At 62.2% G+C, this 26,013-nt stretch carries 27 protein-coding genes and 1 pseudogene; 16 read left to right on the forward strand and 12 right to left on the reverse strand.

Translation table 11 applies throughout. The annotated features are described in order from the left end of the window. Positions 1–5: 5 nt before the first annotated feature. The 3 genes from chrA to SynRS9907_RS05625 all read left to right on the forward strand — a co-directional run bounded on the left by chrA (position 6) and on the right by SynRS9907_RS05625 (position 3,178). A complete protein-coding gene (chrA, locus tag SynRS9907_RS05615) occupies positions 6–1,190 on the forward strand; it encodes a chromate efflux transporter (RefSeq protein ID WP_188022098.1) in 1,185 nt (394 codons plus the stop codon). 384 nt (positions 1,191–1,574) lie between these two features. Further along, entirely contained in the window at positions 1,575–2,354 is a 780-nt protein-coding gene (locus SynRS9907_RS05620) for a glutathione S-transferase family protein (RefSeq protein WP_223157683.1), read from the forward strand. Between the two features lie 290 nt (positions 2,355–2,644). Beyond that, positions 2,645–3,178: a DUF411 domain-containing protein gene (locus SynRS9907_RS05625; protein ID WP_185189735.1), complete on the forward strand. Its 534-nt coding sequence runs from the start codon at positions 2,645–2,647 to the stop codon at positions 3,176–3,178. Between the two features lie 34 nt (positions 3,179–3,212). Here the strand turns inward: SynRS9907_RS05625 and SynRS9907_RS05630 are convergent, their stop codons facing one another. From SynRS9907_RS05630 to SynRS9907_RS05640, 3 genes are read right to left on the reverse strand one after another with little or no spacing between them, the layout of a single operon-like run. Then, entirely contained in the window at positions 3,213–3,482 is a 270-nt protein-coding gene (locus SynRS9907_RS05630; RefSeq protein WP_131455619.1) for a hypothetical protein, read from the reverse strand. Next, positions 3,479–3,694, reverse strand: coding sequence for a DUF3721 domain-containing protein (locus tag SynRS9907_RS05635; RefSeq protein WP_131455963.1), 216 nt, complete (start codon positions 3,692–3,694; stop codon positions 3,479–3,481). Before SynRS9907_RS05635 ends, SynRS9907_RS05630 begins: the two co-directional genes overlap by 4 nt. A gap of 32 nt (positions 3,695–3,726) precedes the next feature. Beyond that, entirely contained in the window at positions 3,727–4,428 is a 702-nt protein-coding gene (locus SynRS9907_RS05640) for a DUF305 domain-containing protein (protein ID WP_186473044.1), read from the reverse strand. Positions 4,429–4,468: 40 nt separating this feature from the next. On the opposite strand from SynRS9907_RS05640, the gene SynRS9907_RS05645 reads away from it, so the two are divergent. Further along, on the forward strand, positions 4,469–4,867 hold the full coding sequence (locus SynRS9907_RS05645; RefSeq protein WP_186473045.1) for a MerR family transcriptional regulator: 399 nt from the start codon (positions 4,469–4,471) through the stop codon (positions 4,865–4,867). Positions 4,868–4,891: 24 nt separating this feature from the next. Here SynRS9907_RS05645 and SynRS9907_RS05650 read toward each other — a convergent pair whose 3' ends face one another. The 6 genes from SynRS9907_RS05650 to rppA are packed head-to-tail and all read right to left on the reverse strand — an operon-like array spanning position 4,892 to position 9,624. Then, positions 4,892–6,370, reverse strand: coding sequence for a multicopper oxidase family protein (locus tag SynRS9907_RS05650; protein WP_370586622.1), 1,479 nt, complete (start codon positions 6,368–6,370; stop codon positions 4,892–4,894). Then, positions 6,367–7,122 carry a MauE/DoxX family redox-associated membrane protein gene (locus tag SynRS9907_RS05655; protein WP_115070382.1) on the reverse strand — a complete coding sequence of 252 codons (756 nt, stop codon included), beginning with the start codon at positions 7,120–7,122 and terminating at the stop codon, positions 6,367–6,369. Before SynRS9907_RS05655 ends, SynRS9907_RS05650 begins: the two co-directional genes overlap by 4 nt. Next, a complete protein-coding gene (locus SynRS9907_RS13995) occupies positions 7,115–7,327 on the reverse strand; it encodes a DUF411 domain-containing protein (RefSeq protein WP_255446031.1) in 213 nt (70 codons plus the stop codon). Before SynRS9907_RS13995 ends, SynRS9907_RS05655 begins: the two co-directional genes overlap by 8 nt. 12 nt (positions 7,328–7,339) lie before the next feature. Continuing rightward, the gene (locus tag SynRS9907_RS14000) at positions 7,340–7,525 is read right to left on the reverse strand and encodes a hypothetical protein (RefSeq protein ID WP_255446007.1); all 186 of its coding nucleotides are present in this window, start codon (positions 7,523–7,525) and stop codon (positions 7,340–7,342) included. 60 nt (positions 7,526–7,585) lie between these two features. After that, the gene (locus SynRS9907_RS05665; protein ID WP_186597274.1) at positions 7,586–8,914 is read right to left on the reverse strand and encodes a cell wall metabolism sensor histidine kinase WalK; all 1,329 of its coding nucleotides are present in this window, start codon (positions 8,912–8,914) and stop codon (positions 7,586–7,588) included. Continuing rightward, on the reverse strand, positions 8,914–9,624 hold the full coding sequence (gene rppA, locus SynRS9907_RS05670; protein ID WP_363159579.1) for a two-component system response regulator RppA: 711 nt from the start codon (positions 9,622–9,624) through the stop codon (positions 8,914–8,916). The genes SynRS9907_RS05665 and rppA overlap by 1 nt, the downstream gene beginning before the upstream one ends. A gap of 107 nt (positions 9,625–9,731) precedes the next feature. Here rppA and SynRS9907_RS05675 point away from each other — a divergent pair, with 107 nt between their 5' ends. The 6 genes and pseudogenes from SynRS9907_RS05675 (at position 9,732) to SynRS9907_RS05695 (ending at position 16,757) form a co-directional block, all read left to right on the forward strand. Then, positions 9,732–10,307, forward strand: coding sequence for a hypothetical protein (locus SynRS9907_RS05675; protein ID WP_226424080.1), 576 nt, complete (start codon positions 9,732–9,734; stop codon positions 10,305–10,307). After that, the gene (locus SynRS9907_RS05680; protein ID WP_188022100.1) at positions 10,300–13,431 is read left to right on the forward strand and encodes an efflux RND transporter permease subunit; all 3,132 of its coding nucleotides are present in this window, start codon (positions 10,300–10,302) and stop codon (positions 13,429–13,431) included. The genes SynRS9907_RS05675 and SynRS9907_RS05680 overlap by 8 nt, the downstream gene beginning before the upstream one ends. After that, positions 13,428–14,597, forward strand: coding sequence for an efflux RND transporter periplasmic adaptor subunit (locus SynRS9907_RS05685; protein ID WP_188022101.1), 1,170 nt, complete (start codon positions 13,428–13,430; stop codon positions 14,595–14,597). Before SynRS9907_RS05680 ends, SynRS9907_RS05685 begins: the two co-directional genes overlap by 4 nt. A gap of 27 nt (positions 14,598–14,624) precedes the next feature. Continuing rightward, positions 14,625–15,038, forward strand: a pseudogene (locus SynRS9907_RS14005) (EamA family transporter); the annotation flags it as partial. Between the two features lie 224 nt (positions 15,039–15,262). Next, positions 15,263–15,454, forward strand: a complete 192-nt coding sequence (locus SynRS9907_RS14010) for a MerR family DNA-binding protein (RefSeq protein ID WP_255442426.1) — start codon at positions 15,263–15,265, stop codon at positions 15,452–15,454. Between the two features lie 133 nt (positions 15,455–15,587). After that, on the forward strand, positions 15,588–16,757 hold the full coding sequence (locus tag SynRS9907_RS05695) for a DUF4336 domain-containing protein (protein WP_188022102.1): 1,170 nt from the start codon (positions 15,588–15,590) through the stop codon (positions 16,755–16,757). On the opposite strand, the gene SynRS9907_RS05700 is transcribed toward SynRS9907_RS05695, so the two are convergent. Continuing rightward, on the reverse strand, positions 16,747–17,100 hold the full coding sequence (locus tag SynRS9907_RS05700) for a DUF760 domain-containing protein (RefSeq protein ID WP_188022103.1): 354 nt from the start codon (positions 17,098–17,100) through the stop codon (positions 16,747–16,749). The two genes, SynRS9907_RS05695 and SynRS9907_RS05700, sit on opposite strands and share 11 nt — an antisense overlap. Before the next feature lie 49 nt (positions 17,101–17,149). Then, a complete protein-coding gene (gene lepB, locus SynRS9907_RS05705; protein WP_188022104.1) occupies positions 17,150–17,740 on the reverse strand; it encodes a signal peptidase I in 591 nt (196 codons plus the stop codon). Between the two features lie 57 nt (positions 17,741–17,797). Between lepB and menD the strand changes: the two genes are divergently transcribed. The 6 genes from menD to murF are packed head-to-tail and all read left to right on the forward strand — an operon-like array spanning position 17,798 to position 24,625. After that, the gene (menD, locus tag SynRS9907_RS05710; RefSeq protein ID WP_188022105.1) at positions 17,798–19,483 is read left to right on the forward strand and encodes a 2-succinyl-5-enolpyruvyl-6-hydroxy-3-cyclohexene-1-carboxylic-acid synthase; all 1,686 of its coding nucleotides are present in this window, start codon (positions 17,798–17,800) and stop codon (positions 19,481–19,483) included. Between the two features lie 5 nt (positions 19,484–19,488). After that, complete coding sequence (menB, locus tag SynRS9907_RS05715; protein ID WP_188022106.1) at positions 19,489–20,358, forward strand: 1,4-dihydroxy-2-naphthoyl-CoA synthase; 870 nt, start codon at positions 19,489–19,491, stop codon at positions 20,356–20,358. Between the two features lie 5 nt (positions 20,359–20,363). After that, positions 20,364–20,909, forward strand: a complete 546-nt coding sequence (locus SynRS9907_RS05720) for a L,D-transpeptidase (RefSeq protein ID WP_188022107.1) — start codon at positions 20,364–20,366, stop codon at positions 20,907–20,909. 55 nt (positions 20,910–20,964) lie between these two features. After that, complete coding sequence (gene glgA / locus SynRS9907_RS05725) at positions 20,965–22,500, forward strand: glycogen synthase GlgA (RefSeq protein ID WP_188022108.1); 1,536 nt, start codon at positions 20,965–20,967, stop codon at positions 22,498–22,500. A gap of 2 nt (positions 22,501–22,502) precedes the next feature. Beyond that, positions 22,503–23,279, forward strand: a complete 777-nt coding sequence (locus SynRS9907_RS05730; RefSeq protein ID WP_255446008.1) for a hypothetical protein — start codon at positions 22,503–22,505, stop codon at positions 23,277–23,279. Further along, the gene (murF, locus tag SynRS9907_RS05735) at positions 23,276–24,625 is read left to right on the forward strand and encodes a UDP-N-acetylmuramoyl-tripeptide--D-alanyl-D-alanine ligase (RefSeq protein ID WP_188022110.1); all 1,350 of its coding nucleotides are present in this window, start codon (positions 23,276–23,278) and stop codon (positions 24,623–24,625) included. The genes SynRS9907_RS05730 and murF overlap by 4 nt, the downstream gene beginning before the upstream one ends. Positions 24,626–24,649: 24 nt before the next feature. On the opposite strand, the gene glmU is transcribed toward murF, so the two are convergent. Then, complete coding sequence (glmU, locus tag SynRS9907_RS05740; protein ID WP_188022111.1) at positions 24,650–26,002, reverse strand: bifunctional UDP-N-acetylglucosamine diphosphorylase/glucosamine-1-phosphate N-acetyltransferase GlmU; 1,353 nt, start codon at positions 26,000–26,002, stop codon at positions 24,650–24,652. Positions 26,003–26,013: the final 11 nt, after the last annotated feature.

Raw genomic sequence — 26,013 nt, forward strand, 5'->3', positions numbered from 1 at the left:
GCACGATGCCCGCTCCACTGCAGGTGTTTGTTCAGTTCTTCGTGTTGGGGCTGACCTCGTTTGGTGGCCCCGTGGCGCACCTCGGTTACTTCCACGAGAGGTTTGTGCAGCGGGAGCGTTGGATCACCGCTGAGGCCTACGCCGATCTCGTTGGTCTCTGTCAGCTGTTGCCGGGGCCTTCGAGTTCCCAGGTGGGCATGGGTCTGGGGCTGATCCGGGCCGGTTGGCTTGGTGGTGTGGCGGCCTGGGCAGGGTTCACCTTGCCTTCGGCTGTGTTGATGGTGCTGGCGGCGTCGCTGCTTTCAGCCCATCCCCGTTGGATCGATGGGGGCTGGGTGCATGGCTTGATGGTGGCGGCTGTGGCCGTGGTGGCCCAGGCCGTTCTGGGCTTGCAGCGCAAGCTGGCTCCCGATCGGCAGCGGGTCAGCCTGATGGTGGCGGCTGCTGTGCTGGTGCTGTTGGTGCCTCGCGTCTGGGCTCAGCTGTTGGCCCTGCTGCTTGGTGGATTGGTGGGTTGGTGCGCGTTGACCCCATCTGCTCTGGAGCCATCGGCATCGGAACGTCTCGTGGTTCCGCTGCGGCGTTCGGTGGCGGTGGTTTTGCTTGGGTTGGCTGTGCTGCTGTTGGTGGCTCTGCCCTGGCTGTCATCTGAGGCCAGACCGCTGCTGGTGCAGCAGCTCTCTTGTTTCCTGCGCACCGGTGCCTTGGTGTTTGGCGGTGGTCATGTGGTGCTCCCCTTGCTGGAGCAAGCCTTGGTGCCCAACGGCTGGATCGACCTGCAGCAGTTTCTGGCGGGGTATGGCGCAGCCCAGGCGGTGCCAGGACCGATGTTCAGTTTCGCGGCCTTTCTTGGCTTTGATCTGCAGCCTGGGCTGCAGGGCATCGCGGGTTCTGCGTTCGCGCTCATCGCTCTATTTTTTCCATCGTTCTTGTTGCTTGGTGGGCTCTTGCCCTTCTGGAGCGACCTGGGCCGATTGGCTTCGATGCGTCGAGCCCTGCTGGGCATCAATGCTTCGGTGGTGGGCATCCTGCTGGCGGCGTTGTTTCAGCCCGTCTGGCAGACAGGCATTCGCGGGGGTGCTGAGTTCAGCCTGGCGTTGGTGGCGTTTGTGCTGTTGGTGAGCTGGCGGCAACCGGCGTGGCGGGTGGTGCTGTTCTGCGCCGGGGTGGGTGGTTTGACCCTGGCTTGATCCATTCCTCTGCAGAATCACTGCATTGATGGGGAGTGTGGTGGCTGGAGCTGGTGTGAATCCTGCGGATCAGCGCTGGGGTTTCTGGCCGCTGCTGCCTCTTTAGGCCCAGACGTTGCAATGGATTTGAAGGGCTTGTCCCTTAGTTGTCCCTGGAATTTTGTTCAACTGGGTTGAATGATGGGCAACTGGATGACCATCCGAGAACACCGCAAAGATTGGCTTCGGCGCGGTGCCTACAGCAAGTGACCGAATGGTTGATTTGATCTGAGTTCAGGATTGGAGCACTCAGTTGAATGATCGGATCGGCTCCCTAGCGTTAATCAGGGATGCAGGAATGAAAGAGGCGATGACATGAGCCAAACATCAAGACTCGCCCGGCAGGTGACGCTCGACGAAGCGTGGTCGTCTTCAGAGCACAGTGAAATTTGCTGTCTGATCTATGCCACCCAAAACGGCTGGAAGCTACCAATCCTTTTTGAAGAAATGGGTGTGCCCTATGACTGGGCACTGGTGGACTTTGAGAAGGGTGAGCAGCGCAGTGAGCGTTTTCTTTCCATCAACCCAAACGGTCGGATTCCAGCACTGATTGATCGTGCGCGCGGAGTAACAGTCGCCGAGTCAGGAGCCATCTTGGAGTACAGCGCGGCTCGCTTCGCAAGCCCTTTGCTACCCCCTGCTGATGAGGATCTGCAGCTGCACCTGCAGACGAAGCAATGGCTCCATTGGCAGGTGAGCGCTCTCGGGCCTTCGATGGGGCAAGCCATGTACTTTCAGCGAATTGCCAAGGTTCGCGGCCACAACGATCCCTTCGCCATTGGTCGCTTCATTGCGGAAGCGGAGCGTTGTTTGCACATGCTCAACGACCAGCTCGCGTCATCGGGCGGCCCTTTTGTGCTCGGCCAGCGCTGCACACTCGTCGATGTCGCCTGTTTTCCCTACTGCGCGAGTGCCTATTGGGCCAATGTCGATATCTCCGAGATGAGCCATCTGCTCATGTGGATCGAGATGCTCCACCAACGTCCGTCCTTCAGTACCGGCCTCGCCGTGCCTTTCTCGAGGCCTGCTTTCTTTGGCCCTCCGTATGCAACACCGGAGGACATCGAGGCGGAGATTGTGCGTAACGCCGGTCAGTTCGCTGTGGTTTCAAAATCACCCAGTTGAGCTGCCAGGGGTCTCGGCTCCATGAATCCTTGCTGGGAGTGATTTCCGGAGGTGATCCTGTTTGTGCAGAATCACTGCATTGAAGGGGAGCATGGTGGCTGGAGCTGGTGTGAATCCTGCTGATCAGCACTGGGGTTTCTGGCCGCTGCTGCCACTTGGCTTCCAGTTGTTGGAACAGGTCTGAAGGGCTGGTCCCCGAGTTGTCCCTGGAATTTTGTGCAACTGGGTGTGTTTATGAGCAACTCGCGATAATGCGGAGAGTCGATTCAATTCGCTGCATTGAGGAATCCATGAACGCTTCGCGTTTTGCGCATCTGTGTTCAGCTGCCGTGCGACAGAGCTTGGTTGGAGCCTTTGTAGTCGTCTCGCTGCTTTCAGCGAGTCAACCGCTTGAGGCGCATGGTGATGTGAAAGGGGATGCTGCGATGCCCGTCAACAGTGGGGCGACCGGGCCTCAGATGACGGTGTATCGATCGGCGAGTTGCGGTTGCTGTACGTCATGGGGATCCCACATCGTTTCAGCGGGATACCGCATTGAGGACCATGTCACCGAGGACATGGATGCCGTGAAGAAAGCGCGTGGCATCAGCCCACAACAAGCTTCTTGCCATACCGCGGTTGTGGAGGGGTATGTGATCGAAGGGCATGTGCCCGCTTCTGCGATTCAGCGTCTTTTGACAGAACGGCCCAATATCCGAGGTCTGGCAGTTCCAGGGATGCCAATGGGTTCTCCCGGGATGGAGGTGGCTGGCGTCGAGGCTGAACGTTTCGAGGTGCTTGCCATTGCCCATGACGGAACAACCTCCGTCTTCGCGCGTTATTAAGCGGTTTCAGGGAGACCGCTTCGGGGAACGGGGGTCATCGCGATGGTTTTAACAGCATCGCTGCACCCGAAACTGTGACGATGACGGTGAGCCCACCCAAGAGCATTGGGTAGACGGGCTGAAGATTCAGAACACCGAAATTCCCGGTGTGGATCTTCAGCAGCCAGAAGGCATCAATGTCTTGCTCCAAGAGCAAGCTGTAGAGAGATCCCGTGCCTGCGGTGATCAGCAACGGAACAGCGGCGATTGGAACCAGCCAACGGTGAACTTTGCGTGCTCGCCGTGAAAGCGGTCGTTGGTTCATTGCTTGCGAAGTTGGCGGTGGAGTTTACGCTCATCTGCGCAGGGCATCCACTTTCCGTTGTTCTGATGCAGCGTATTGCAACCAATCTCACTGGCACGTTGTTGCGCGTCAGCTTTGGATTGGTAGATGCCTTTGCTGTGAGCATGGCTGGCCATGGGATGGACAACGAAAGCAGCGACGAGGGCGAATGAGATGGAGATCCATCCCATCATCGTTGTGGTGAAGGCATTAAAAGTGATTGCTTTCACAGCGCGAAAAGGCCATCAAATTTGTAGTAGTCCGGCTTATTCAGTCCTCCGCTTTGCAGCATCTTGCGGAGTTCGATGATCTCTTTGCGCTGGGCGACGATGATCTCGCGCGCCAGGCGAAGGACGGTGGGGTTGGTGGAGTTTTGCCGAGCCTCATGGGCCATCTGAAGTGCGCCTCCATGGTGCTCAATCATTCCCTCTAAGAACCACTGCACCCTGTTGTCGCGCGTTGGCTTCGTTCCCGACATGCGCATCGCGGCAATCACATCAGGACTCATGCGCACCAGATCTGCCATGGAGTTGGGGTCCCCGTTAGGGCGCAATGCCACGGGATAAACCGGTGCATCCGGATACCAGGCTTTGCGCCATTGGCGCATCGCCTTGATCTCACGGGCCTGCTCGTTCCAGATGCTGTTTGCCAACGCCCCCACCCCAGGGGCGCCGATGTTGAAGACGTACTCACTCATCCGCAACGCCCCGGTGTGATGCTCGACCATGCCATCGATAAAGCGCAGGTCGTAGGTGCTGCCTGCTGGTCCCATGCCATGGGCATGGTGCTGATGGTTGCCGGAATGGGGGGGTGCAGCCTCTTTCGTTTTTTCAGGTGCTGGGTGATGCATCCCATGGTCCATTTGGGCCAATGCGACTTGAGGGGGCAGTGCCGAGATGGCGGCCAGAGCAAAAGCGATTCGACGCATGGAAAGAACAATCACGTCGCTATTGTGGAGTCTCCAGTAAGTGGAGAGTCAACCCTTCGTGCCTAAAGCGCCTGGCGATCTACTCAAGATTGGAGTTGTCTCTGCAAGAAGCAACATTTCGGTGAAAACGATTCGTTTTTATTGTGATGAAGGTTTATTGCTGCCAGTATCACGTACCGATTCCAGATATCGATTGTTTGATGAGTCTGTTTTTGACGATCTTAGTCTAATCCTTCGTCTGCGGGCCATGGACTTGCCTCTTGATTTGGTGAAAAAAGTAATTCAGGCACAGCGATCTGGAATCTGTACTTGCAGTGATCTCAAGACCACGATGCGCGAAAAATTAAGCGAGATTCATGAGCGCCTGGATGAATTGAAGGTGCTGGAGACTGAGATCAAAACGATGTTGAAGAGCTGGGAGCCTTGTGGCGGGGCTTGATCAGTCGCGTGATCAGCTCAGTACTCAGGCTTCGATCAAGATGTTGCCCATCATGCCGAGCTCCTCGTGATCGAGGATGTGGCAGTGATACACGCTCTTGCCAGCAAAGTCGCTGAAGCGGGTGCGCACGCGCACGGTTTCGCCAGGGCGCACCAGCACCACATCCCGCCAGGCCCGGTAGGGCTCAGGCCTGCCATTGCGGCTGATCACCTGCATCGGATTCACATGCAGATGGAAGGGGTGATCCATCACGCCTGTGTTCAGCAGCTCCCAGTCCTCTGTGTCTCCCAATTGCACGCGCGTGTCAATGCGCCCATGGTTGTAGCTCTGGCCGTTGATCAAAAAGGCCATGCCCATGCCTGGTGCCATGCCGTGATTCATCACAAATCGGCGCGTACGCAGCGGGCTGGGGAGCTCCTCCACCGCTAAGAGCTGCTGCGGCAGAGGCTGCGGCGCTACAACGCCATTGGTGCTCACCGTTGCGATGACATCAGCTTGTTCCTGGCCAGACACCGCTCTCCCCATGCCCATACCCATACCCATGCCCATACCCATGCCCATACCCATGCCGCCCATCATTGGGCGCCCCAGGCGCCTGTAGGGGAGGTTGTTCAAGCGAAACCGACCACCTTCGGGAGCCACCTGCACCAACACATCGGCACGCTCGCCGGGCACCAGCAGCAACTCCTGCAACGGCAGTGGTTGCTCCAGTGCACCACCATCAGTGGCAATCAGATGCATGGTGTGACCCTCCAGCGCCAGTCGCCAGAAGCGGGCATTGGAGGCGTTGAGAAGGCGTAGGCGCAGCAAGCCGCCGGCTGCAACCTGCAGCTCGGGCTTCACCTGGCCGTTCACGCTCAGAATCGAGCCTTCTCGGCCAAGCATCACACCAGAACCGGAGCGCTGGTTGGCGGCTGGAAGATCCTTGAGCACAAGCACTTCTTCCTGGGCCGCCTGCACTTCAGGGATGCGATCGAGATCGCCTCTCACCAGCAGCGCACCACCCAGGCCACCAAACACCTGGTCAGCCACCGTTCCATGGTGATGGGGGTGGTAGTAGAAGAGGCCCGCCGGGTGATTGTCCGGCAAGGAGAAGCTGCAGCTCTGTCGCTGGCCAGGAGCAACCCTCAGGAACACATTGTCGGCTGCTCCGCTGGGTGGAATGTGCAGGCCGTGGTAGTGCAGATTCGTTGGCTGAGTCAGGCGGTTGTGCAGCTGGATCCGCACCGCATCACCAGGCTGCAGTTCAAGCTGGGGGCCAGGGAGTAAGCCGTTGTAGGTGAGTGCCCGTCCTGATGTGCCAGGGATGCTGATGGACGTTTCCTGCGCTACCAGATCCAGCTCCAGCAGGCCAGCTTGAGAGCGCACTGGCGACGTCGCCGCCGCGTTGATGCTCCTCCGTGGATCTGCGGCCCAGCCATGGCAGCCATGGCGCAGAGCCGCGACTGAGGCTGCTGCAGTGCCACCGGCTGCCAGGGCGAGAAAGGAGCGCCGGCTGATCACAACGCACCCCCAGAAGCAAGAGCCATCACTGGCTGAATCAACATCGCCAAACCCATCAGCCCCATGATCAGATTCTCAGCGAAGCTCACCACCCCCAGCGGTGTGCGGGAGTTGCCGCCCACGCAGGCACAGTTCAGTGCCAGGTGATCGACGAACACGGCTTTGCCGACGGAGACCATGCCCATCACACCGAGAAGCACTGCTGTCACGCCAATCACAGCTTCAAGGCCCATACTCTCGGCCGATTGCAGCATCCCAAGTCCCACCAATAGCTCAACAGCGGGATACAGTTTTCCCCAGGCCTGCCAACGCTGCGTGAGCAGGTCATATTTGCGGAAGCTTGCAGCGAATGCCGCAATATCCATCAGCTTGAGCATCGCCAACAGGCAGATCGCCAGGCCCATGTAGCCCCGGATTTCGCCCCCTAATGCCAGGTTGATCAACAGAGCGCTCAGGAACACAGCGATCACTGGTGCGTAGGACACCTCTGCTGTTTCCGCGGTGACACCAAGCCGTTTCGCCAGCTCGGTGTAGCCCCCAATGCGCTCCGCGCCGGCAAACACCTGCGGCGTGGTGGTCACACCGTGGGCATGCTTGAAGGCTTCCACCTCCGCCTGGCTGCGCAGAGGATGATCCTCAAACGGAATCCCCTGGGCGCGCAGGAGCTGAAGCGCGCGCTGCCCCCACGGACAGGCATGCTCGGGCGTCTCCATCCTGTAGAGACGCACAGCGCTGAGTTCCGGCTTAGCCATCACCCTCCACCGTCTGGAAGGCTTGGGTCCGGCCGGATTCGGTGAAGGTGAACACCGTGTAGCTCTCTGTCTTGAACGGTGATTCCATGCCGGGCGAACCGAGCGGCATACCGGGTACGGCAATTCCGGCCACCTGTGGGCGTTCCTTCAGCAGCCGCTGAATCGCCGACACTGGAATATGACCCTCAACCGTGTAACCCCCAATCCGGGCGGTGTGTCAGGGCTGCAGCTGAGGTGGAACGCCGTAGCGCTGCTTGATGCTCGCAAGGTTGCTCGTCACGTAGTCCTTCACTGTGAAGCCGGCTTGCCTGAGGTGGTCCAGCCAGCCTTTGCAGCAGCCACAGCTTGGGGAGCGATAGGCGGAAACCACCGCAGGCACAGGTATGGCGGCGACTGGAGGCATCAACAGAGGCACAGGAGGACGGCGACTGCTTCCACCGTAAACACTCCAGTCGGTGGAGAGTCAATGGGGTGGCTCAGCCGCCGGAATCTCCAGGGAGAAGCAGCTGCCGCATCCAGTCCTGGAGTGCACCTGGATTGCTGCGCGATGGCGGACGGCGATGGCTTGCGCGATGGCCAGCCCCAGCCCACTGCCACCCTGGAGGCGTGAGCGAGACGGATCCAGTCGCGTGAAGCGATCAAAGATTCGGCCCTGCATCTCCTCAGCGATGCCAGGTCCGTTGTCGGTGATTGAAAGCTGGAAATGGCGACCCTGGTGCTTCAGGGAGACGTCGATCGCGCCACCTGCTGGGCTGTGCTGCATCGCGTTGCTCAGCAGATTGATCACAAGCCGGCTGAGTTCTGTCTCCGCCCCAAGCACCTTGGCACTGGACATCCATGACGTGTGAATCAGGCTCACCTGAGCAGCCGCAGCTGTCTCTGAAAAATCCTCCATCACATCGGCCGTGATCTCGGCGAGATCACACACCGTTGCCGGCTCCCGCTCGCAGGGTCGTTCAAGGCTGGCGAGCAACAACAGGTCGCCGATCAGGTTCTGCAGGCGCCGGCCCTGGGCCAGCACCCGATCCCAGCGTCCTGTCTCCACCACTGCCATCAAGTTGGCCAGCGGGGTGCGTAATTCGTGGGCCACATCGGCGCTGAACTGCTCCTGTCGCTGATAGGCCTCCAGTAATGGTGCCATCGCCAATCCAGCCAGCCACCAGCTGGCAGCGCCCATGGCCAGCAGCGCAACGAGGAAGACAGCATGTCCCAACCACACCAGCTGTTGTGCTTCCCGGTCCAGATCGTTCAGGCTGTGTGAAATCTGAAGGAATCCCCAGACGGGTTCTCTGTTGCTGTTGGAGTGATGCAGATGAATGGAGTAGGTGAGCCAGCGCCGGCCAGCGGGTTCTTGCGTGAGCTGCCAACCTTGATCAGCCGCTGGCGGGAGCAGGATCGGAGCCCCGGGGGAGCTGGCCAGCAGAGCACCGTTGGGATCGAGAACACGCAGCTTGTAGCGGTCGGAATCGGTGGCACTGATGGCATGGCGTTCAACCAATGAATCCGGTGCCTTGCAAGGCTCTCCTGCAATACAGAGGCCCGGTAGAACCGAAACAAGTGCGGGCGTGGGCCGGGCCGCCTGCGGCAGCAGGTCAGGCTTGAGACTGTCGTGCAGGGTGCCGGCAAGAGCTTGCAGTTCACGCCGGATGGCGCTGTCCTGGCTCTGCAGCAACAGCCGTCCCATCGCGAACCCCGCGCCGTAAAGGAGTGCACCCATCACCAGCAAGGAGAGTCCCGCCAGTCTCAATCGAGCTTGAAATAACAGGCGATGCGCTGGCGTTTGGATGGTCATCACAGCAACACCGCAGCATGCGGGTTCAGCCGATACCCCTTACTCGGTATGGTTTCAATCGGAGAAGCAAGCCCATGAGAAGCAAGCTTGCGCCGCAGCAATCGCACCTGGGCGGCAACAACATTGCTGATGGGATCCTGCTGCAGATTCCACAGTTGGTTGCGCAAGCGTGAGCCGGAAATCACCTCACCGGGGTGTTCCAGGAAATAGCTCATCAGTTGCTGCTCTTTCGTGGAGAGCTCAATGCAAACCTCAGCTGCGGCTGTTGCCACGAGCAACTGCCCCGCGGCGAGATCCAGCCGGAAGCAACCGGCTTCCAGGAGCGGCGCCCGATAGCTGGGCTGTCGCCGCTGCAACGCCCGTACCCGTGCGAGCAGCTCCTCCATCGCGAAGGGCTTGCTCAGATAGTCGTCCGCGCCGGCATCCAGGCCCTCAACCCGGTCGGCTGTTTCGTTACGGGCCGTGAGCAGCAAGAGCGGTAGCGCCAGGCCCCGCGATCGCGTTCGCCTGCACAGATCGAGGCCGCTGAGCTCCGGGAGCATCCAATCAAGAATTCCCAGGTCGTAGTGGGCCTGATCACTCCCCAGAAGCACCCAGCCGTCCTGACCGCTGACGCAGTGATCCACCACATGGCCCTGGCCCTCCAGGACTGCCTGGATGGATCGCGCTAGATCCATCTCGTCCTCCACCAACAGGATCCGCATGGGCATCGGCGTGGCGGATCAACAGGGCACAGATCTTAGTGAGGGCAGTGGATTTCATCTGTTTTTCATCCCGGTTGTGCCAACTTCCGCCTATCCAGTGCTTCCCCAGGCCTTTGCTTCCCCGAATCCTGCAGCTGGCGGCCAGCGCCAGCCTTGCTGCCACAGCCTTACTCGCAGCGCCCATCGCCACGCCCCTGGCCCTGGCGCATGTGGGCCATGGCGATGAGTTTCAGCAGCAGGGCGACGCACGCCAGGTGCGCCGCAACGCCGAAACCGATGCCCTGTTGGGGGTGGCCACGGCAACGCCGGAAGACGGGCCGGATGGGCTCTCGGTTCCCTCCACTGCTCTAGTCGATGCGAATGGCAAGCCACTGCTGTTCGTGCAAACCCAGACCACCTACGACCCTGTTCTCGTGGTGACGGGTTCCAGACAGGGTGACCGGGTTGTGATCACCGAGGGCCTTGATCCCACCGACGAGGTGGTGATCTCTGGCGCCCTCTCGCTGTACGCCGAATCGAAGAAGACACCACAGGCTGAGCCGGCAGCAGATAACAAAGCCGCTGCGCCACAGGACAGCGCGACGGCGAGCCCGTCCGCTCTACCCATTCCCGCCCTGGCAGCTGGCGCGGTTGTCGTACTCACCGCTGGGGCTATCTGGCTGAACCGCCGCAGGAAGACGGATGCTTGAGCGGTTGCTCAACACAACGCTGCGGTTTTCGATCGCACGCCGCTGGCTGATCGTTGCCGCCGCGGTGGTGATCAGCCTCTGGGGCCTGCTGGCGGTGAGCCAGATGCCCCTGGATGTGTTTCCCCCCTTCGCGCCGCCGCAGGTGGATGTGCAAACCAGCGCCGCTGGGCTCTCACCGGAAGAAGTGGAAACCCGCATCACGCTGCCGATCGAATCGGCAGTGAATGGCATTGCCGGGGTGGAGACCGTGCGCTCCTCCTCCAAGCCGGGTTTGTCGATGGTGCAGGTGGTGTTCAACCAGAACGCCGACATCTACCGCGCCCGCCAATCCGTGGCGGAGCGGCTGCAACAGGTGAGCGCCCAGCTGCCTACCAATGCAGATCCCCCCGAGCTCTCCCCGCTGGTGTCGCCTCTGGGCACAATCCTGCAGGTCGCCTTCACCGTGAACGGCGATGGCGCCACATCGCTGATGGATCTGCAGCAGCTGGTGTTGCGCTCCTATCGCCAGTCGATCCTGGCGGTGCCCGGCGTCGCCCAGGTGACGATCTACGGCGGCGATGAGCAGCAATTTCAGGTGCTCCTTGATCCCCAGGAGCTGCAGGCTCAGGCTGTCTCGCTCAAGGCGGTGATGGAGGGTGTTGGCTCGGCGATGGCCACCAGCCCTGGAGGCTTTCTGATCGGGGGTGGCCAGGAGCGGTTGATTCGCCCCTTGGCTCAGGTCACACAGGTGAGCGATCTGGCGGATGCGGCGGTGAAGAGCGAGCAGGGACGATCGGTGCTGCTCTCAACACTGGGAGAAGTGAAGCGCGGTGCAGCGCTCAAACGCGGTGACGCCAGCTTCAACGGCAAGCCAGCTGTGGTGCTGATGGTGACCAAGCAGCCCGATGTGGACACCCCCACGGTGTCCCGGGCAGTGGAGCAGCGCTTGGCCGAGCTGAACCGCACGCTGCCGAGCGATGTGCAGGTCCAGACCACATTTCGTCAGAGTAATTTCATCGATAGTGCCATCCGCAATGTGAGCGAGTCGCTGCTCCAGGGGGTGGTGATCGTTTCGGTGGTGATCGTGCTGTTTCTCATGAACTGGCGCGCCGCCGTGATCAGCCTCAGCGCCATTCCGCTGTCACTGCTGATTGGCCTGATGTTGATGAAGAGCCTGGGCCTGGGCATCAACACCATGACCCTGGGTGGGCTGGTGGTGGCGATCGGTTCGGTGGTCGACGACTCGATCGTCGACATGGAGAACTGCTATCGGGGGCTGCGCCGCAACCGGGCCAGCGACACGCCCAAATCGCCCCTGCAGGTGGTGTTCGACACCTCGGTAGAGGTGCGCCAGCCCGTGCTGTTCTCCACCGTGATCATCGTGGTGGTGTTTGCGCCGATCTTTTCGCTCACCGGCGTAGAAGGGCGCATCTTTGCGCCGATGGGCCTGGCCTACCTGCTGTCGATCGCGGCCTCCACCCTCGTAGCGGTAACGCTCTCTCCCGCGTTGTGCGCCATCTTGCTTGCGCCTGCGGAGCTGCCAGAGGAGAACACCTGGCTGGCTAACCGGGCTGAGCGGCTCTACCGGCCAATCTTGGATCTAGCGCTGAGATCACCGCAGCGCGTGCTGGCCATCGCTCTGGCGCTGATCGTCGCCACCACAACGATCCTGCCGGCACTGGGCCGGGTGTTTCTACCGGAATTCCGCGAACAATCGCTGGTGAGTTCGATGGTGCTCTACCCCGGGGTGTCACTGGAGATGACCAACCGAGCGGGGCTTGCACTGACCCGTTCGCTGCAGAACAACCCGTTGTTTGCATGGGTGCAGGTGCGCACGGGCCGCGCCCCCGGTGATGCCGATGGGGCCGGCGTGAACCTAGCTCACGTGGATGTGGAACTGAGCGATCAAGCCATGGCCAATCGGCCCGCTGCCATTGCCGAGCTGCGGCAGGCTTTTTTAAAGCTGCCCGGTGTGGTGCCCAACATCGGCGGCTTCATCTCGCATCGCATGGATGAGGTGCTCTCGGGGGTGCGCAGCGCGATTGCAATCAAGATCTACGGCACCGATTTAGGCGAACTGCGCCGCATCGGTGAGGCGGTGGAGAAGGCCATCAAACCCATTGATGGAGTGGTGGATCTGCAGTTGGAACCGCAGCTGCCGATTCCCCAGGTGCAGATCCACTACGACCGCCCGCTTGCGGCGGCGCTGGGGCTCACGGTGGAGGAGCTGTCGCAAGCAGTGGAGATCGCGCTCAACGGCAAGGTGGTGGGCCACGTGGTGGAAGGGGGTGTGCGCAGCGATGTGCTCGTGCAGCTTCAGGAGAATGCTCGCCAGAACCTGGAGGCCATCCGCTCGTTGCCGGTGGCCTTCAGCAATGGCATGACCGTTCCTCTCGGCAGTGTTGCCTGGGTTGAGGAAGGTCTGGGGGCCAACATCGTCAACCGAGAAGATGTTTCCCGCATGATCGTGGTCTCCACCAACGTCAGCGGCCGGCCCCTCGGCACTGTCGTCAAAGACATCCAGCGCACCATTGCCCGTGAGGTGCCACTGCCTCAGGGCTACACGATCCGCTACGGCGGCCAGTTCGAATCAGAAGAACGGGCAACCGCGTCTCTGGTCTTCTACAGCGCTGTTGCCGCAGTGGTGATCGGTGTGCTGATGGTGATTTCGGTGAAATCAGTGCCCGCCACAGTGGCGATCATGCTCAACCTGCCCCTGGCCCTGATCGGAGGTGTGGTGGCGGTGTTGCTCACGGGAGGAGTGCTATCGATCGCCTCGTTGATCGGCTTCATCACGCTGTTTGGCATCGCCGTGCGCAATGGGTTGTTGCTGGTGGACAACTACAACCGCCGCCACGGCGCAGGGCAACCCCTGGGCGAGGTGATCCGTGAGGGAAGCCTGGAGCGCCTCAACGCCATCCTGATGACAGCCCTCTCCTCGGCACTCGGAGCCTTGCCTCTTGCACTCGCTTTCGGGGCCGGGAATGAAATCCTGCAACCGTTGGCTGTGGTGGTGCTCGGTGGATTGACCACCTCCACGGCCCTGACCCTGCTGGTGCTCCCGGCGCTCTATGCACGCTTTGGCCATTGGCTGCTGCCCGCCCGCGACGGTTCGGCGTCGTCTCTTGCCTCTCTCCCGTCATGAACCTGAGCCTTAACCACCTCACGCATCACCTGCGCCAACCCGGCGTGCTTCTTCCTCTGGCGATCTCCGCATCTCTGCTGGTTGGAATCGGTGTGGGTCGCCAGAGCAGCCGGCCGGTCTCTGCGCCATCGGTTGCGGCGATGGACCGTGCGGATGCCAATGGCAGCGTGGCTCTCAGCGAAGACCAGCTTCGGCGATTGGGATTGACCACTGTTCGCCCCGAACTGAGCTCGGGCACGGAACGTCCGATCACTGGTTTTGTTGAAGCAGCAACATCGTCGCGCTCAAGCGTGGGGATGCCTGTGGCGGGACGTGTTTTACGTCTGATGGTGTCACCGGGCACCCGTGTTCGTGCTGGCGAACCGATCGCAGAAGTCCAAAGCGCTGATGCGGCTGCTGTACGCGCCGATGCCGATGCAGCGCAGGCCACGGCGCACTCGCTCGCATACCTGTACCGCCTTGCCGAACCCATGGCACGGCAAGGTGCACTCTCGACCCAGGAGCTGGAAAGCCGCCGCATCGCCAGCGTTACAGCCGCGACGACAGCCAGGGCAGCCGCTGCCAAGGCTTCAGCGCTAGGGAAGCCTGATGATTCAGGGCATCTGTTGATTCGCAGTCCAATTGCCGGTCAGGTCACTGCTGTGAGCACCTCACCCGGTGCCGTCCTGTCTGTGGGGGAAGACGTGGCCCAGATCAGTGATGTCACAGGGGGTGAGCTTCGCTTCCTCGTGTCACCGGGACTCGCCACGAACATCAGGACCGGACAGCTGCTGCGCGTTCGAGCGGGAGCTCAGACGCTGCAGGCACGGGTGATCGCTGTGGCACCTGATGCGCAAACCGCCGGGCGCGTGATGCTGCTCCGCGCGCAACCTATTGATGCTCAACTCCCACCGATCGGAACAGCTATCACGGCCTTTGTGCAGATCCCATCCTCCGAGCAACGGTTCATTGTTCCGCAGGATTCCATTGCCCTGATCAATGGATCACCGGTGGTCTTTCGCTATCAACGGGGGGCTGTGGAACAGGTTGCTGTGGTGGTGGCCCAGCAAACGGCGGGGCAAGCGGAAATCCTTCAGGGTGTTCGTCAAGGTGATGTGCTCCTGAGAGGCAACACGCAGATGTTGCGCAACGCACTGGATGCTTCCAAGGACAGCAGCCAGAACTGAGTGAAGTTCAGCAACCCGATCAAACCGATGGCATCCTTGAGATGCGGTCAACTCTCTGGCTTCGCTGCGGCCGTGCTGTTCGGATGCAGCGCCCCACTGATCAGTACGTTCACGGCCAGCGGTTCGTCCCTGAGCATTGCCGGGTTGCTCTACGCAGGGACGACTCTGGCTCTGGCGATTGTTCGGCTGATGAAAGGCCGAACCCAGGATGAAAGCCCCCTCCAACGGCGTGATGCGCCTGCCTTGGCTGGGTTGATCCTTCTGGGCGGGATCGTCGGGCCCGTTGCCCTGGTTCACGGCCTGGCGCGGTTACCAGCCGCATCGAGTTCACTGTTGCTCAACCTTGAGACCGTCTTCACCCTGGCCATCGCTGTTCTGGTGGGGCGTGAACATCTCGGCAAACGCGGCGCTGCGGCAGCAGCGCTCACCATCGCTGGGGCCATCGTTCTTTCGGATGGATCACTCGGCGGTGTCAATGCCACCGGAGCTGCCCTGATCGCTCTGGCGACCCTGGCCTGGGGGATCGACAACAACCTCAGCCAACGCCTGAGTCTGCGCGATCCGATTCAGATTGCCACCGTCAAGGCACTGGGTGCATCGCTGCCCATGCTCGTTCTTGCCTGGGTCCTGGGGCATCCCTTTCCACCTGCCGCCGTCTGCGGGCCATGGATCTACCGCTGGCGACGGTTGGCACTGTGCTGGGTGCACGGCGATCCGGGAATTGCACCTGCAACGATCTCCAGGCCACGATCCGCGGCAAGCTCACCGAGATTCAGCAGCGCGTCCACGAACTACAGAGCCTGGAAGCCGAACTCAACACGATGCTGAACACCTGGGAGCGCTGCGGCGGCCGTTGATGCGTTGCGCGATCAGCGCAGTGCTCAGGCTTCGGTTGAATCTGGTCTTTTGCTGCGGGTGCTCGATCGGTGATCAAGACCTGTGATCATGGGGGTGGAGCTATCGAATCCAGGGTGCGCGAGAGGCTTGGCCATGAATAGTCGTGCCGACCAGTACTGGGGTTTCTGGCCGCTGCTGCCGCTCTACCCCTACGGCCGTCGCCGCACGCTGTTCAGTGAGCTGATCCCTGGCCAGCTCTGGAGCCTGGAGCAGTTGCAGGGGGTGTACTACGTGGCCGTGCCGGTGCGGCTCACCGTGGCCAAGGTGCCCGGCGGCTTGATGTTGGTGAATCCTTTGCCTCCCACCGGTGAAGTGCGCCAAGCCATCGCCGGGCTGGAACAACAACATGGCCCGGTGCGCACCATCGTGCTGCCCACCGCCTCCGGTTTGGAGCACAAGCTTCCCCTCGGTCCCCTGGCCCGCGCCTTCCCGGATGCGGACGTCTGGGTGTGTCCGGGACAGTGGAGTTTCCCGGTGCAGTTGCCTCTGGCCTGGCTGGGTGTGCCGGCACGTCGCACCAAGGTGTTGTTCGACGATGGCCTTCCCCATGGCGATGTTTGTGAGTGGTTCTCCCTCGGACCGCTCGACCTTGGTGTGGGCCGTTTCCAGGAGGTCTCCTGTCTGCATCGCCCCTCTGGCGCTCTGTTGGTGACCGATGCCCTGGTGGGCATCAGTGCTGAACCCCCGGCCCTGTTCGAGCTCGATCCAACGCCGCTGCTGTTCCATGCCCGCGAACGCGGCGATGAGCCCCTTCGCGATTCAGCGGAAGCCCGCCGCCGCGGCTGGGCCCGGCTGGTGCTGTTTGCCTCCTACCTGAGGCCGGAACCGCTCGAGGTACCAGAACTGCCGGAGTTGCTTCGGGATGCGTTCAAGCCCGGGCTCCGTTCCCTGAAAGCCCACTTCGGCCTCTACCCCTTCCGCTGGAAGGCCGGTTGGCAGACGGCAGCCGATGGCTTGATCGGCGAAGAAGCGCCCAAGCTGCAGGTGGCCCCTGTGCTTGAGCGGTTGGTGTTGCCCAGAGCCAAAGAGGCTCTATTGCAATGGCTGCAGGAGTTGAGAGGTCAAGCCGTGTTGCGCTGGCTGGTGCCGGCTCACTACAGCGCGCCGGTCACATTCACACCCGAAACCGTGCAACACCTGCTCGCGTCGTTGCAACAGCGGGACTGGGCTCCCAGTTCAGAAAACTGGGAGTTTCTGGGATCCATTGATCAGCGTTTGCTCGATCTCGGCGTCGTGCCTGATCAGCCCGTAATCAAAGCTTGAGTTCGTCTTCTGGCTCGATTGCCATCTGTTCGTCTGCGAACAGAGTTTCTTCGAGCTCCTTGCGCTGTTCCATCTGGCGCAGGAAATAACCGGTCATCATTGCCGAGGCCAGCATGTTGGCGAGGTTGTCGCGGTTGGCTGTCACCTTCACTTCAAAGTGCTCGCCGGGGAGCATCCCCAGCAGGCCCTGAACGTTGTGGCGAATGATGTCCTGAATATCGTTGCTTGCTGACTTGGCGACCCGCTGCAGGGTGTCCGGCGACTGCTCTTGCAAGTACTGGATCAGGCTGTTCCCCGCGTGACCATCACTGTTGTCAGTTGTTAGGAACTCGGGGTTAAACATTCGCTTGTGATCTACATCACGGACTTGACCTTAACGCAAGCCATTGGCATCAACCGGCATCGCTGCTGTCGGTGATCCGTAACGGACCGAACCTCTGCATCGGCCAATACCGCCACACCGCCGTGCCCAGCACATTGCTCTCCGGTAGTGATCCCCAGAGGTGGGAATCGAGGCTGGCATTGCGGTTGTCCCCCATCACCCACAGCTGATCCGCCGGCACGGTGATCGGGGCCATCGCGTAGTTGATCGGTTCCTCCAACCAGGGTTCTGCAGCAGGTTCGCCGTTGCGGAACAGCCTGCCGTCGTGCACGTCCAGCTGATCGCCAGGCAGTCCCACCACCCGTTTGATCAACGCAGCGGAGGCGTCGTAGCCAGCGGCCACGAGCTGCTCGGGCGGGGCGAACACCACCACATCGCCCCGGTGCAGATGGCTGTGGCGGCTGCGGGCCAGGCGGGGCCTCACCTTCTCCACGAGGATGCGGTCCTGCAGCTGCAGGGTGGGCAGCATTGAGCCGGAGGGAATCCAGCGCGGTTCCACCACCAACCAGCGCAGCAGCAGCGCCAGCAGGGCCCAGAGAATCAGATTGCGCCAGAAGCCCTTGTTGTCATCTCCTGGAGTGGGTGTCGTGGGTTGGGTCATCGTTGACCGAAGATCACACCAGCCTGGCCTGCTGCACTGACCATCGCTCGCGCCAATTTGCAGGCCGCCCTCACGCTTCTTGAGGCTCTTTGTCTCCAGGGTCTGAAGCAGCTGGTGCTCTGCCCTGGCAGCCGTTCCGGCCCCCTGGCAACAGCGGCGGGCGTGCTGGCGTCCCAGGCGAAGCTGCAGCTGGTCACGGCCATCGACGAGCGCTCGGCCGCGTTTCTGGCCCTCGGCATGACCACCGCCCATGGTCGTGCCGTGGCAGTGGTCACCACCTCCGGCACTGCGGTGGCCAACCTGCTGCCCGCTGCGGTGGAGGCCGACCGCTCCTGTCAGCCCTTGCTGCTGCTCACGGCGGATCGCCCCGTCCGGCTCAAAAACTGCGGCGCCAACCAGACGGTGAATCAGGAATCCTTTCTGCTCGCGGCCTGCCGCTGGTTCGGCAGTGGTGCGGCAGAAGGCGTCCACACCCAGGCCAACGACGCCCTCAATGCCCTGGCGGTTCAGGCTTGGCAGCAAGCCCAGGGTGCAGGCACTGAGCCGCCGGGACCGGTTCACCTCAACCTGCCTTTCGAGGAGCCGCTGCACGCCAGCCTCCAACAGCAACAACAGCTGGTTTCAGGCGCACGTCCAACCGCGGATTGCTCAGAGCCTTCGCCCGAGATCGGGCCTGCACCTCGTCTCGATCCAGAGCGCCCGGGGGTGGTGATTGCGGGCCCCTGGCGTGGACTATCGCCCGCCTTGGAGGCCTATCAACAGGCGTTGCATCGATGGCTGAACCTCAGCGGTTGGCCTCTGCTGGCCGATCCTCTCGCTGCTCTTGCTCCCGATTGCCCCAACCGCATCGAGCACTGGGAGCTGCAGCTCGATCGGTTGAACCTGCCTGACGACGCTCAGGTGTTGCGGCTGGGACCGATGCCCGCCAGCCGGCATTTGGAGGCTTGGCTTCAGCGCCATAAGGGCCCCCAGCTGTTGATCACCGAAGGGGATTCAAGGCCGCTGGATCCGCTGCAGACGGCTAGCCAATGGTCGGGGGGCATGGCCGCCTTGATCGCTCAACAGCCTGGTCCTGAACAGGCGACCAAGCCCTCGGTTGGCACCGATGACCTCTCGCCGTGGCTCGAGGCCCAGCTGCCCTTGCGTGGCGCCGTCAATGAGCCGGCTCTGGCCTACTGGCTTCCCCAGCTTCTGCCGGAGCAGATGCCGGTGATGCTGGCTGCCAGTTCACCGGTGCGCGACTGGTTGACCTGGGGCGGGCCCGCCTGCGGCCGCCACCGTTGCTTCAGCTTCCGCGGGGCCTCGGGCATTGATGGCACCTTGTCGCTTGCCATGGGTCTGGCGGCGAACCTTGGTCCGTCGGCGCTGGTGACCGGTGATCTGGCCCTGCTGCACGACAGCAACGGCTGGCTGCATGCGTCGTCGTCTGCATCACCTCCGCCTCTGCTGGTGCTGCTGATCGACAATGGTGGCGGCGGAATTTTTCAGCAGCTGCCCATCGCCACGCCGGGCTTCGAATCGCTCTTCGCCATGCCCCAGCAGGTGCACCCCCTGGCCCTGGCCGCAGCCCATGGTGTGCCCGGACGCCAGGTGGCTTGTCTGGAGGATCTGCAGGAGGCTCTGGCCTGGGGCTTGTCGCAGCAACGCCCGGTGGTGTTGCGGTTGTGCAGCGACCGTGCTCGTGATGCCGCCCTGCGTCAGCAGTTGCGCACCGCTGCTCAGAATGAGCGCACTGAGCTCTGAACCCGATGAGTGACATGCGTCAGGTGCTCCCCGGTGCGCCAACCGCGCAATGGACACCGTGGGGCAGCTACCAGGACATCCTGGTGGACCGTTGCGCGGACGGCCTGGCGCGTGTGGCCATCAACCGCCCCGCCAAGCGCAACGCTTTTCGCCCGCAGACGGTGATGGAGCTCTGTGATGCCTTCACGCGCATCCGGGATGACCGTGACATCGGTGTGGTGCTGTTCACGGGGGTTGGTCCAGCCCCCGATGGTGGCTATGCCTTCTGTTCCGGCGGCGACCAGAGCGTTCGCGGCGATGGTGGTTACGTCGGCGAGGACGGCCTGCCGCGCTTGAACGTGCTCGATCTGCAGCGCATCATCCGCAGCCTGCCCAAGGTGGTGATTGGCCTGGTGGCCGGCTATGCCATGGGCGGCGGCCAGGTGTTGCATCTGCTCTGCGACCTCAGCCTTGCCGCCGACAACGCTGTGTTCGGCCAGACCGGCCCGAAGGTCGGCAGTTTTGACGGTGGCTTTGGTGCGGGCTACCTGGCGCGGGTGGTTGGCCAGCGCAAGGCTCGTGAAATCTGGTTCCTCTGCCGCCGTTATGGCGCCCAGGAGGCCCTGGAGATGGGGCTCGTGAATGCCGTGGTGCCGTTGGAGCAGCTCGAGGCGGAAGGGGTGCGTTGGGCCCGGGAGGTGCTGCAGCACAGCCCCACGGCCATCCGTTGCCTCAAGGCCGCCTTCAATGCCGAAACCGATGGCCTTGCCGGGCTTCAGGAGCTTGCCGGCAACGCCACGCATCTCTTTTATCGAACCGAAGAAGCTGTAGAAGGCCGCAATGCCTTCCTTGAGAAGCGGCCTCCGGACTTTTCTGAGACGGGCTGGTTACCCTGACGAGCATGTTGCCCTTGCCTCCCCCGGAACCGCTGGCCCTGCTGCAGGCGGCGGCTCAGGATTCCGTGACGGCAGGCCTGGCTTCACTGCCTCAGGATCTGCGGGGCAAAAGCAGTCGTCATGTGGTGATGCTGCGCGGCCGTCGCCGCGTGTTTCTGCTTGATCACGCCACCTTGCGCAACGCCTTCCCGGTGGCCGTCGGCATGCCCGGCTGGGAGACCCCCACCGGTCGCTTTGAAGTGCTGCAGAAGATTCCCAATCCTGTGTGGGTGCACCCGGTGAGTGGCGAGCGCGTTGAGGAGCAAGGGCCAGATAACCCCTTGGGCAGCCACTGGATCGCATTTCATCGCGACTGCCTCGGCCGTGATGCCCATGACGGCGAGGCTTGGATCACGATCAAGGGGTGCACCACCACAGGGTTCCACGGCACCCCCCACCGCTGGACGGTGGGACGGGCTGTCTCCCATGGCTGCGTGCGGCTCTACAACGAGGATGTGAGTGCCCTGTATCGCCAGGTGTCGCTTGGAACTCAGGTGACGGTTCTCCCCTGACGGAACAGATTCCTAAATTCCCCTTAAAGTCGCCGCGCCAACGCCGATCTGAGACATGCGCATCCTCTTCGCCGCAGCGGAATGCGCCCCGATGATCAAGGTTGGAGGGATGGGCGATGTCGTTGGCTCTTTGCCCCCGGCATTGGCCAAACTCGGCCACGACGTGCGCCTGATCATGCCGGGCTACGCCAAGCTCTGGAGTCGCCTCAACGTGCCGGCGGATCCGATCTGGCGGGCCCAGACCATGGGCACCGAATTCGCCGTCTATGAAACGAAGCATCCCACCAATGGGATGACGATCTACCTGGTGGGGCACCCCGTGTTCGACCCCGAGCGCATCTACGGCGGCGAGGACGAGGACTGGCGTTTCACCTTTTTCGCCAGCGCCGCTGCTGAATTCTCCTGGAACGTCTGGAAACCGCAGGTGCTGCACTGCCATGACTGGCACACCGGGATGATCCCGGTGTGGATGCACCAGGACCCCGACATCAGCACGGTGTTCACGATCCACAACCTCAAGTACCAGGGGCCCTGGCGCTGGAAGCTGGATCGGATGACCTGGTGCCCCTGGTACATGCAGGGCGATCACACCATGGCCGCAGCCCTGCTCTACGCCGATCGCGTCAACGCGGTGTCGCCCACCTACGCCCAGGAGATCCGCACCGCGGAATACGGCGAAAAGCTGGAGGGTCTGCTCAATTTCATCTCGGGCAAATTGCGCGGCATCCTCAACGGCATCGATCTGGAGGCCTGGGATCCAGCCACCGACCGCTCCCTGCCGGCGAATTTCAGCGCCGACGATCTTTCCGGTAAGGCGGTGTGCAAGAAGGTGCTCCAGGAGCGGATGGGGCTGGAGGTGCGTGAGGACGCCTTCGTTCTCGGCATGGTGAGTCGCCTTGTCGACCAGAAGGGAGTTGATCTGCTGCTGCAGGTTGCCGATCGCCTTTTGGCCTACACCGACACCCAGATCGTTGTGCTGGGAACCGGTGACCGTGGTTTGGAATCCGGGCTCTGGCAACTCGCATCGCGTCACCCGGGCAAGTGCGCCGTCTTCCTCACCTACGACGACGACCTCTCGCGGTTGATCTACGGCGGCAGCGATGCCTTCCTGATGCCCAGCCGGTTTGAGCCCTGTGGCATCAGCCAGCTCTATGCCATGCGCTACGGCTCGGTGCCGGTGGTCCGCAAGGTTGGTGGCCTGGTCGACACGGTCCCACCCCACATCCCCGTTGCCGACAGCGGCACGGGATTCTGCTTCGATCGCTTTGAGCCGGTCGACTTCTACACAGCCCTGGTGCGGGCCTGGGAGGCTTTCCGCCACCGCGACAGTTGGGTTGAGCTGCAGAAACGCGGCATGAATCAGGACTACAGCTGGGATCGTTCCGCGGTCGATTACGACCTCATGTACAAGGACGTTTGCGGCATCAAGGAGCCCACACCTGACGCTGCCCTGGTGGAACAGTTCTCCCAGGGTCAGGCTGCTGACCCCTCCCGTCCTGAGGGGCAGACTGAAGAGACCAGCGTCCCTGCTGAGGTGACCTCCGCCGGCCGCAACCCGCTGAACCGTCTCTTCGGTCGTCGATCCAGTTGAGTTTGAGCGAGCGCGCCCGATCCGACTCCCCCTCTGAGGCTCAATCTGAGTCCCTGGCAGGGGATCCATCGGGCAATCTTCCGGCTCCCTACGTCAGCCCCTGGCTGGAGTTCGGCCGCAACCTGCAGGCGATGGCCGCCGATGTTCGGCTTAGGGGCCAGGAACTCTGGCGTCGCAATCGGGAGGGAGAGCTGTCGGTTCCAGGCTTCTGGCCCCGGGATCTGGCCCCCAGCTTCTGGCCGCTGCTGCTGGTGTTGCTGCTTCTGCTGCCGCTGGCTGGGATCCGCTTCTGGCAGGACCATGCTCGCCTTGAACTGCGTCCGGAGCCGGTCGAGCTGCAGCGCACGTCTCCGCTTGAGCTTCCCGTGCCGGAGCTGATCCCAGCACCACAGCCCGTGGAAGAGGAGCTACCCCCCATTCCGGAAGCGATGGATGCTGAGCCGGCCGTGGAATCCTTTGAGCCGGAGCAGCCCCTCCAACCCCAACTCAGTTTCGATCCTCTTTTCGAGCTGTTTCAGGACACGGCCGTCCCCGAAGGACTGCTCCGCTCAGCCAAGCCTGTTCCGGAGCAGGACCGCTTGCTGTTGGAGTTGTCCGTTGACGTTTGGGCGCAGACGCCAATCGACCAGCGTCAGACCCTTGCCTCCAGTTGGCTTCAGTCAGCATTCGAGCTGGATTACGCCAGTCTTGAGTTGGTCAATCAACAGGGCGATCTGCTGGGGCGGTCGGCCCGGGTTGGGGGCGGCATGATCCTGTTCGACCTCGGGTTGGTGGGATGACCCTGACGCTGCGTCAGCTAATCGATGCCTGGGGGATACCCCAGGGCGGCAGGTTGGAACCCGATGCCTTGGTGGGACGGGTGTGCACCGACAGCCGTCAGCTTCAGGCGGGTGATTTTTTTGTCCCCCTGGTGGGTGAGCGTTTCGATGGCCATCACTTCCTCGAGCAACTGCCTGAACGCAAGGCCCAGGCAGCTGTGGTGAGCCGCAGCTGGGTTGAGCCGCTACCGCCGGAGCTGCTGCATTGGCGGGTGGACGACACACTGCTGACCTATCAACAGCTGGCCTTGCTGCATCGCCGCGCCCTGGGCAAGCCTCTGGTGGCAGTGACGGGCTCAGCCGGCAAAACCACGACCCGGGAGTTGATTCGAGCGGCCTTGGCACCCCTGGGTTCCATCGTCGCCAGTGAGGGCAACAACAACAACGATGTCGGTGTTCCGCTCACCGTTCTGGGTGCCACGGCAGCTGATGCGGCTTTGGTGATCGAGATGGGCATGCGCGGGCCTGGAGAGATCGAGCGTCTCTCCCGCTGCACGGAGCCTGATCTGGCGGTGATCACCAACATCGGCACAGCCCACATCGGGCGCCTCGGCAGCCGTGAAGCGATTGCAGCGGCCAAATGTGAAATCACCGCTGGGCTTCATCCGAACGGGGCCGTGGTGATTCCCGCCGGTGATCCCCTGCTGGAGTCAGCTTTGGCGGCGGTCTGGTCCGGCCGCGTGCTGCGCGTGCGCCTGGCTGACGATCCCGAGGCCGAATCCGATCTGATTGGAGCCATGGATGGGGATCAGTTGCAGATCGAGGCGGATCGTCTCCCGCTTCAGCTGGAGGGGCGTCACAACGCCCGCAACCTGCTCTTGGCCGTTGCTGTTGCCGATCAATTGGGCGTGTCTCGCAAGCAGTTGCAAGGCATGCAGGTGACCGTGCCGGGCGGACGCAACCGCCGCCTGCAGCAGGGTGGCTTGACGCTTCTCGATGAGACCTACAACGCCTCGCCTGAGGCTGTGTTGGCGGCCCTGGAGCTGTTGGCTGCCCAACCGGGGCGACGTTTTGCCGTGCTGGGCACGATGCTGGAGCTCGGGGAGCGCAGCCTGGAGCTGCATCGTCAGGTTGCTGAACGTGCTGTTCAGCTCGGCTTGGACGGCGTGGTGTTGGTGGATGGCGGCGCGGAGGGCAAGGTGATGGCTGAGGTGGCGTCATCCCTGCCCAAACTGCAGCTGGTGGCCAGCCCGGAAGATGCTGCAGCTCCCTTGGCAGCCTGGCTGGATGCTGGTGATGTTCTGCTGCTCAAGGCCAGCCGCGGCGTTGCCCTGGAACGCTTGATTCCGTTGTTGCCGCGCTTCTGAGCCAGCTGGTCGGAATGGGCTGGATCAGACCTTTCGTTGAGCCCAACCTTCCTTGGTCATCTGGCGGGCGCGTCCAATCGCCAGGGCGCCATCCGCCACATCCTTGGTGATGGTCGAGCCTGCTCCGATGGTGGCGCGTTCTCCGATGTTGACCGGAGCGACCAGCACGGAATTGGCCCCCGTTTTGCTGTTACTGCCGATCACGGTACGGTGCTTGTTCACGCCGTCGTAGTTGGCGGTGATCGTGCCTGCCCCCACGTTGACGGTCTCCCCGAGGGTGGCGTCGCCGATGTAGCTGAGGTGGTTCACCTTGGTGCCAGCCCCCAGCTGGCTTTTCTTCACCTCCACAAAGTTGCCGATGCGGCAGCCATCGCCGACATCGGCCGCCGGCCGGAGGTGAGCAAAGGGGCCGATGGCGACGTCGTTGCCGACGTTGGCCTCCCGCACCACCGAGTGCACCACACTGACGTTGGCTCCCAAAGAGGCATCTTCCACAAGGCTTCCGGGGCCGATCCGGCAGTTGTCGCCGATCACGCAGCGGCCGCGGAAATGGGTTTGCGGTTCGATCACCACATCGCGGCCGAAGCTGCAGCCTTCACTCAGGGTGCAACTTTCCGGATCAATGAAGGTGACCCCTTCATCCATCCAGTGGTGGCGCAACCGCTGCTGCAGCAGGGCTTCGCACTGGGCCAGTTGCCGACGGTTGTTGATGCCGTTCACCTCATCGGCATCGGCCACCTCCAGGTGCATGGCCTTTGGCAGCATCGCCACCGTGTCGGTGAGATACAGCTCCCCCTGATCGTTGTCCGTGCTGAGCTTTGGCAGAACGTTGGCCAGGGCACTCCAGTTGAAGCAATAGATCCCAGCGTTGGTGAGGTTGTTGTTGCGTTGCTCGTCCGTGCAATCGCGATGCTCAATGATGCCGCTCACCTGGCCGTTGGGATCGGCGAACACACGTCCATACCCGGTTGGATCCGCCAGCCGCGCCGTCAGCAGGGTGACATCGGCGCCGCTGGCCCGGTGCTGTTGCACGAGCGCGTCGATTGTTTCAGGTCTCAGCAGCGGCACATCGCCATTGAGCACGAGCAGTTCGCCGTCAAAGCCCTGCAGCGATGGGATCAGCTGTTGAACCGCATGGCCTGTGCCGTTCTGGGGCTGCTGCAGGACGAATTCCAGGCCGCCGAGCGGGGCCAGTTGCTGCTCCACCCGTTCGGCCTGATGACCAACGATCAGCAGGCGCCGTTCCGGTTGCAGGTTGCCGGCACTGGCGAGCACCCGTTCCACAAGGGTGGCTCCCGCCAGGGGTTGGAGCACTTTCGGGAGCGCGCTCTTCATGCGGGTGCCTTTTCCAGCGGCCAGAACGGCTACGGCGAGCATGCGGAGCGGGG

Source organism: Synechococcus sp. RS9907 (assembly GCF_014279615.1).
GTDB lineage: Bacteria > Cyanobacteriota > Cyanobacteriia > PCC-6307 > Cyanobiaceae > Parasynechococcus.